This is a genomic window from Winogradskyella sp. ECml5-4 (assembly GCF_036903175.1).
In the GTDB taxonomy this organism is placed as follows: domain Bacteria; phylum Bacteroidota; class Bacteroidia; order Flavobacteriales; family Flavobacteriaceae; genus Winogradskyella; species Winogradskyella damuponensis.
In genome coordinates this window covers 1-961 of sequence record NZ_JAYJLF010000071.1, presented here as the reverse complement: position 1 = coordinate 961, position 961 = coordinate 1, and the positions used below count along the sequence as shown (strand labels likewise).

Annotated in this window: 1 protein-coding gene; it reads left to right on the top strand. The window is 27.7% G+C overall.

Features of this window, described 5'->3' with window-relative positions; all coding sequences use genetic code 11:
• Positions 1-14: 14 nt before the first annotated feature.
• Positions 15-833 carry a toxin-antitoxin system YwqK family antitoxin gene (locus tag VDP25_RS17675; RefSeq protein ID WP_334471974.1) on the top strand — a complete coding sequence of 273 codons (819 nt, stop codon included), beginning with the start codon at positions 15-17 and terminating at the stop codon, positions 831-833.
• The last annotated feature ends 128 nt before the right edge of the window (positions 834-961 follow it).

Here is a 961-nt window from a genome sequence, read left to right as displayed (position 1 = left end):
CGTTGTAGTTAATTATGAAGAAACTTTCGTACATATTAGTAACATTAGTATTCCTGAGTTGTAAAACAGAAAAAAAAGATGTTTATCAAGAATATAACGGACAAATGGTAAAAGTGGAATTTGATGATTCAAAAACCGATTCAACATTTACTGGCTATGGTGGAGAATATTATCCAAATGGAAATTTAAAATCAATGTCTTATTTTAAAAATGGAGAGCCAGCTGACACTTTATTTTACTATTACGAAAATGGACTTGTAAAGGAAAAAGGACTTGTAAAAAATAATTTATCTATTGGTTGGTGGACATATTTTGATAAAAATGGAAAATTGACTGAAAAATCGGAATGGTTAATTTTAAGAGATAGTTCCTATAAAAATCAATCCTATTATTTCGACAAAAAAGGTGGAATAAAAACTAAACCAAGTACCTACTTTAAATTAGATATTCCAGACACATTAAGAGTTGGGAAAAATCTTGCTCGAATAAAAAATTATGTAACTAATAATTATGGCAATGAAGGAAACTTAATTTCTGTAATAATGGACAATAAATATTCGGAATCAAAAATTCAAAAAGATACTTTTGGTGATGGAAATTTAACACCATTTTTTGGAATTTATGCATATAAGACAGGTAAATTAAAAATTCAAGGTAAAATTCGAGAACAAATTTTAAACAGAACAATAGACAACGATAGTTTGCACACTTTTACAATATCAGAACATTATAAGTATTTTGAAAAGGATATATATGTTTGGAATAAAGACAAACAATCCGAATCTGCTAAAAGAATTGGAAACGAAATGAAAGAAGAATATAAAAATAACTAACTACAACACCGTATATAATTTATTGCTAGTTCTAGCCTACTTACGAAAATCCTCTCGGATTTTCTATTCGGTTTTTATTTGCTAAATTAGGTGCTTAAAACACGCAACAAACCATATACAAACACGTT

What these genes read in the sequence shown, in the direction of transcription:
- VDP25_RS17675 (WP_334471974.1), top strand. Translation starts at nt 15, where the DNA reads ATGAAGAAACTTTCGTACATATTAGTAACATTAGTATTCCTGAGTTGT.